At 70.4% G+C, this 6,133-nt stretch carries 6 protein-coding genes; 4 read left to right on the top strand and 2 right to left on the bottom strand.

Annotated elements, in window-relative coordinates; translation table 11 throughout:
* Window positions 1-162: 162 nt before the first annotated feature.
* From WAL33_RS04080 to WAL33_RS04065, 4 genes are all read left to right on the top strand, one after another.
* On the top strand, window positions 163-765 hold the full coding sequence (locus tag WAL33_RS04080; protein WP_422178751.1) for a GNAT family N-acetyltransferase: 603 nt from the start codon (window positions 163-165) through the stop codon (window positions 763-765).
* A gap of 252 nt (window positions 766-1,017) precedes the next feature.
* Window positions 1,018-2,253, top strand: a complete 1,236-nt coding sequence (locus tag WAL33_RS04075; protein WP_422178749.1) for a hypothetical protein — start codon at window positions 1,018-1,020, stop codon at window positions 2,251-2,253.
* 124 nt (window positions 2,254-2,377) lie between these two features.
* Window positions 2,378-3,592, top strand: a complete 1,215-nt coding sequence (locus WAL33_RS04070) for a hypothetical protein (protein WP_422178747.1) — start codon at window positions 2,378-2,380, stop codon at window positions 3,590-3,592.
* A 152-nt stretch (window positions 3,593-3,744) separates the two neighbouring features.
* On the top strand, window positions 3,745-5,262 hold the full coding sequence (locus tag WAL33_RS04065) for an adenosine deaminase family protein (protein WP_422178745.1): 1,518 nt from the start codon (window positions 3,745-3,747) through the stop codon (window positions 5,260-5,262).
* Window positions 5,263-5,310: 48 nt separating this feature from the next.
* Here the strand turns inward: WAL33_RS04065 and WAL33_RS04060 are convergent, their stop codons facing one another.
* Complete coding sequence (locus tag WAL33_RS04060; protein ID WP_422178743.1) at window positions 5,311-5,739, bottom strand: VOC family protein; 429 nt, start codon at window positions 5,737-5,739, stop codon at window positions 5,311-5,313.
* 77 nt (window positions 5,740-5,816) lie between these two features.
* Window positions 5,817-6,133 (bottom strand): c-type cytochrome (locus tag WAL33_RS04055; protein ID WP_422178741.1); only part of this gene is annotated, 317 nt, incomplete at its 5' end.

The raw sequence follows: 6,133 nt of genomic DNA, 5'->3' as shown, positions 1-6,133 counted from the left end.
GTGTCAGCAGCGGTCCGGCGTTATCAGTGGGGACGACCGTCACGGCCATGTCCAGCTCCAGCCGCGTTCGGCGCCGGATTGGCGGCCGAGGCCGCGCTGGAGAATATCCCGACTGCCGGCTGACCTTGCGTCTCCCCGCCGGTCGAGGCCATTGTTGCGGCCATGAACATCCAGATTCTCCCCCTCGATGGCCGCTACGTGCGGCTGGAACCGATCACCTTTCAGGCGCTTGGCGAGCTGCGCGCCGAGTTGAAGGCGGCGATCGACTGCGATCCCGAGAGCTGGGAGATCATGTCGACCAACGGCTGCGGCGAAGGCTTCGCCGACTGGTGGGGCGCGCTGAAGGGCGAGACCGAGCGCGGCGAGCGGATCGGCTACGCCATCCGCCGCCTCTCCGACAACAGGGTGGTCGGCACGTCCAGCTATCTGAACATCCGCAAGCTGCATCGCGGACTGGAGGTCGGCTCGACCTTCCTGCACCCCGACGCCCGCTCGGGCCCGATCAATGCGGAATCCAAGCGCCTGATGCTGGCCCACGCCTTCGACGCCGGCGCCATCCGGGTCGAGTTCATGGTCGATGTCCGCAACAGCCGCAGCCAGGCGGCGGTCGAAAAGCTGGGCGCCTACCGCGAGGGCGTGCTGCGCAATCACAAGATCACCTGGACCGGCCATGTGCGCGACACCGCCGTGTTCTCGATCACCGAAGCCGACTGGCCGGGCGTCAAGCAGCGCCTGGATTTCCGGCTGCAGGAAACCTTCGCCTAGGGTTCCACGCCCGTCCTCCTCGGAAAGGTCCGACAAGGACGGTGTGAAGGATCGCAAGAGCGGAATCCGCGTCGGATTGCGACAGTTTCGCGAAGAATGTCACTATTCGTGGTAAAGATAGCACTAGCTATAATTGCGTAAAGCTTTCGCCAAGATTTCGCGGTTAATTTCCCGCCCATGACGGCTATTGCGTGCTTGAGAATTTTGGTCGCCGGAACCGCCGAGGCGGGACGGAGCACCCCGGCTTCCCAGGTGGAAGCCGCCGCGGACCTATATCTCAAGCATCGCTGGAAGGCCCCGCGCCGCTACGGCGCCGTCGCGCCCCTGGCCTTCGTGCTGGTCGACAACAAGGCCGAGAGCCTGGACCCGACCGAGATGCAGGCCCTGGCGGTCGAGCTGGAAGCAGGTCTGTTCCCGGGCCGTGAAGCCGGCCAGGTCTGCCTGCTGACCTTCGAGGGCGACGAGACCGCCGTCCTGCAGTTCGCCAGCCTGTCCCAGGCGTCGCTGGCCAGCCTGATCGCCGGCCGCGGCTATGCCGGCCCGCCCGGCCATGTCCAGGTGATCACCGCCGAAGAGATCCGCGCCGTCCCCAGCGCGCCCAGCGAGGCCGTGGTCGAGGAAACCCTGCAGGCCGCCCTGAGCCAGACGCCTCCGCCCGCCTCCGCCGCCGAGCCTTCGGTCGAGGCCCCCGAGGCGGCCCCCGTCGAGACCCCGGTCGAAACGGCCGCCGAGGCCGTCGCGCCCAAGCCGTCCGCCGCCAAACCGCCGTCGGCGCCCGATAAGCCCAAGCCGCCCCCGCCGCCCGCCACCGGCTGGTGGGGCATCTATCATCCGCCGTCGGAATCCTTCGTCGGGGCCGCGATCGGCCTGCGGTCCGACCTGATGGCCCCGCGCCCCACCGAGGACGCCGCCCTGCTGTCGCGCGACCTCAACTGCCTGAACGACGCCCAGACCGCCTTCGCCAAGGCCGGCGACGCGGGCATGCTGTTCGTGCCGTTCAGCTTCTGGAACCTGACCAGCCCGGCCTCGCAGGAAGCCTACAAGCGCCGGCTGTCGCGCTATCCCATGGCCATGCAGCCGCGCCTGGGGGCGACGGTCTACGACACCCCCCGCGAGCCTTCGCTGGGCCTGCTGAACCAGATCCGCGCGTTCCTGGCGCCGCACTTCGCCTTCATCGACCTGAACATCACCGAGCCGAACTTCCCGGTGGGCACCCTGCCGGGCGATCTGGCCACCAGCATCACCCTGACCCTGCCCGACGACGAGATGCGGATCCGTATCGAAGCGATCGCCAAGTTCGCCTCGACCCAGAGCGCCTATCGCGCCAAGGGGGTTCGTCAGGCGGTCGCCGGTCTGCGCGACGCCCGCGAGCTGGAAGCCTGCCGCGCCGCCGGCCTGCGCTTCGTCTCCGGTCCCGCCATCACCGACCTGATGGACAGCCCGATCGGCGCCGCCACCGGCCAGGCCCTGCCGCTGAAGGTGGCGTAGGGCCAAAATCCCGGCGCCCTCCGCGACAGTGCGTCGCGGACGATCCCTCGCGGGCGCTTCGATTCCGCTAACCTTCGCCCCGCATCCTGTCCGCATGACAGCGATCGCATGCTTGAAGGTCTTCGTGGGCGACGAACTTCGGTTCGCCGACAACGACACCATGGCCGGCCTGGTCGGCAAGGTGGCCGGCGCCTATCTGGAGACCACCTGGCTGTGGCCGCGCCGCTACGGCCTGGTCGCGCCGTTCTCGTTCGTCCTGGCTGACCCGCGCGCCACCAAGCTGGACGCCCGCGAGCTGCAGGCCCTGGCTCGCGACCTGCAGTTCAAGCTGTTCGGCGAAAAGGGCGTCGGCGACATCGCCCTGCTGATGTTCGAGGGCGACCAGACCGACGTCATGCGCTTCGCCGGCCTGCACGGCGCCGAGCTGAAGGCCCTGCTCAACGGCGAGGACGACGGGTCGATCGTCGGACGCGTCTGCCGCATCACGCCGACGCAGGTCAGCTCGGTCGTGCCCCAGGGCGGACCGGTCTGCGGCGCGCCGACCCTGGAGGAGCTGACGGCCCTGGCGCCGCTGGAGGCCAGCGCCGGCCCGCCGGCCCGGGTGGGCTATCGCGGCGTCTATCACGGCCCCCGACAGATGTTCATCGGCAGCGTGGTGGTCTGGCGACAGGCCCAGGTCTCGTCCGCGTTCGGTCTGACGGCGCCGCGCGTGGAGGTCGACCGGCCCGAGGACGACGTCCTGGCCCTGGCCGCCGCTCCCGAAGCCCTGGCCGCGGTGTCGGTCGGGGTGCTGTTCTTCCCGATCAGCTTCTCGACCATCGTCAAGCCCAGCGCCCGAACCGCCCTGCTGCCGCATCTGGAGGCCCTGCCCCGCAATTCGCGCCCCCGTCTGGCCGCCGCCGTCTACGACACACCGCGCGCGCCGTCCTTCGCGGCCCTGTCGCAGGTCAAGCGGGCGCTCGATCCGTTCTTCTCCCGGCTGGACCTGCGCGTCACCGATCCGGCCTTCCAGATCGAGGAACTGCCGGGCGACCTGGCCAGCAGCGTCACCCTGGTCCTGCCCCAGGGGGACGAGTCCACCCGGCTGGCTGCGGTGAACCGCTTCCTGCGGGACGCGCCGATCTACCGCCGCAAGCAGGTCTGGCAGGGGATCACAGATGTGCGCACCCGCCGCGAACTGAACCACTGCATCGAGCAGCACGCGCCCTTCGTCACCGGCCAGGCGGTCACCGACCTGCTGGACAAGCCCATCGGCGCCACGCAGCTGCCCTGGCTGAACCTGCCCCTGCACGACTGGTCGGTGGCGCCCGCGATCGAGGCGGTGTCGTCCGTGGCCTGAGCGCCGGGATCGAACGGGCGGTGAAGCGCAGGCGGTGACCACGGCGGGTCAATCCGCACGCGCAACGCTTTTGGGGACTGGATTTGCCGGCCGATGCCGATCACCTTGGCCAACCACTTTCGGGTGGTGCGATGCAGGGGCGGGCGAGAATGATGATCGGCGTGAAACGACTGGCGGGCGCGGCCTTGGCCGCCCTGTTGCTGACGGGCGCGGCGCACGCCCAGCCTTCCCTGTCCCCCGAGGCCCGCACGGCGGCCCGCTTCGACGCCGTCGTCAAGGACCGGGCCCAGCTGCGGCTGTTCCTGCGGACCATGCCCAAGGGCGGCGACCTGCATAACCACCTGGCCGGGACGGCCTATGCCGAGGACTTCCTGGCCTGGGCCGGGGAGGGCGGGCTGTGCGTCACCACCGATCCCCTGCCGGCCATCGTCGCTGGCCCCTGCGACGCTCCGGGCAAGGCCCCGGCCCAGGGCCTGGGCAAGACCAATCCGCCGCTCTACAGCCGGGCGATCAATTCGCTGTCGATGCGCAGCTACAACCCCGGCGCCGACGGGGCCCTGCCGTCCGGCCACGACCAGTTCTTCTCGACCTTCGCCCGGTTCGGCCCGGCGGGCGACGGCAAGCTGTCGGCCATGCTGGCGGTGGCGCGCGACTACGCGGCCGGCGACGCCGTCGGCTATGTGGAGACCTCGGTGAACCCGTCGGCGATGTCCGACCTGGTCAATCTGGCGCGCGACACGCCGTGGGACGGCGACATGGCCAAGGCCCTGGCCGCCCTGGAGCCCGCCATCCCGGCCATGACCGCCAAGGCCCGCCAGGAGTTCGACGCGGCCGAAGCCGAGGCCGACCGCCGCCAGGGCTGCCACGCGCAAAAGCCGCGCACCGGCCCCTGCGCGGTGGTCCTGGGCTACCAGGCGTTCGCCGTGCGCGTGCTGCCCCCGTCGGTGGTCTTCGCCCAGCTGACGGCCGCCTTCGCCCTGGCCCAGGCCGATCCGCGCTTCGTCGGCGTCAACATCGTCGCCCCCGAGGACGACCCGACCGCTTTGGCCGACTACGCCCTGCACATGCGGATGCTGCGGTTCCTGAAGACCCGGTATCCGGACGTGAAGCTGTCGCTGCACGCCGGCGAGCTGACCCTGGGCCTGGTCACCCCGCGTGAGCTGCGCTTCCACATCCGCGAGGCCGTCGAGGTGGCCGGCGCCGGCCGGATCGGCCACGGCGTCGACATCGCCTATGAGACTGACGCCTCGTCGCTGCTGGCCCGCATGGCCCGCGACAAGATCGCCGTCGAGATCAACCTGACCAGCAACGACGTCATCCTGGGGGTCAAGGGCGCCGACCATCCGCTGCACCTCTATCGCCAGGCCGGGGTGCCGTTCGTGCTGTCCACCGACGACGAGGGCGTCTCGCGCATCGACCTGACCCACGAATATCTGCGCGCCGTCACCGAGCAGGGCCTGACCTATGCCGACCTCAAGGCCGCCGCCCGCGCCAGCCTGGAATACGCCTTCCTGCCGGGCCCCAGCCTGTGGGTCTCGCCCCGCGCGCCGGTCGCCGCCTGCGCCAAGGCGGGCGCGGCCTGCGACCGGTTCCTGGCCGGCAGCCGCAAGGCCACCGCGCAGTGGCGGCTGGAGCGCGAGTTCGAGGCGTTCGAGGCGGCTCCTCATTGATCCGCTCATCCCGGCGTTCGCCGGGATGAGCGGATTCAAAGGGAATCCTCAGCCCTCCGGCGGATCCTCGAAGCTGAGCACCACGCTGGCGGCCGAGCGGTCGGCCGGGCCGTGATACACCGCCTCGATGTTGTTGCCGTCCGGATCATGGACGAAGGCGGCGTAGTAGCCGGGGTGGTAGGGCCGCTCGCCCGGCCCGCCGTTGTCGCGCCCGCCGTTGGCCAGGGCCGCGGCGTGGAAGCGCTGGACGGTCGCCTCGTCCTCGGCCTGGAACGCCAGGTGCACGTGGCTGGCCGGCTCGCCGACATCGATCCACAGCTCGTCGGCGTAGATGTGGTCGTCGGCGTCGAGATTGCTTCCCTCCACGAGAGGCACGCCGATCGCCTCGAGCACGGCCTTGTAGAACCGCTTCATGGCCGGCAGGTCCCGGGTGCGCAGGTGGACATGGTCGATCAGGCGACCGCGATGAAGTTCCATGGGCAGGCTCCGGGGCGGGTGTTCCGGGTTGAACGTGGCGGAGTGCGGCGCAGTTTCCGGGGCGGCGTCTGTTCGACCTAATGCCTGTGGCCGTGCGCCTTGCGAGGGGGCTCCAGGCTCTTCAGATAGGCGGTGAGGGCGGTGACCTCGTCGTCGCCCAGTTCGGCCATCGGCATTCGGGGATGATGCGGGGCCGAGCCCTCTTCGGGCGGGCGCAGAGGGGCGATCATGCCTTCCTGCAGGATCTGCGGCAGGCCGCCGGCCGGGTAGCGCCGGTGGATGTCCCGGAACGGCGGCGCGTCGGCCAGGGGGCTGGCGCCCTGCGCCACCGCATGACAGCCGCCGCAATTGCGCTCGGCGATCCGCCGGCCCGCCGCGGCATCCGGGTTCGGCG

This window comes from Caulobacter sp., assembly GCF_049283275.1.
Classification (GTDB): domain Bacteria; phylum Pseudomonadota; class Alphaproteobacteria; order Caulobacterales; family Caulobacteraceae; genus Caulobacter.
The sequence above is the reverse complement of the archived record's forward strand: the minus strand, read 5'-3'. Positions and strand labels throughout refer to the sequence as shown.

Bases quoted from the DNA above. Each gene is read 5' to 3' on its own strand.
- WAL33_RS04080 (WP_422178751.1), top strand. From the start codon at position 163: ATGAACATCCAGATTCTCCCCCTCGATGGCCGCTACGTGCGGCTGGAA.
- WAL33_RS04065 (WP_422178745.1), top strand. From the start codon at position 3,745: ATGATCGGCGTGAAACGACTGGCGGGCGCGGCCTTGGCCGCCCTGTTG.
- WAL33_RS04060 (WP_422178743.1), bottom strand. From the start codon at position 5,739: ATGGAACTTCATCGCGGTCGCCTGATCGACCATGTCCACCTGCGCACC.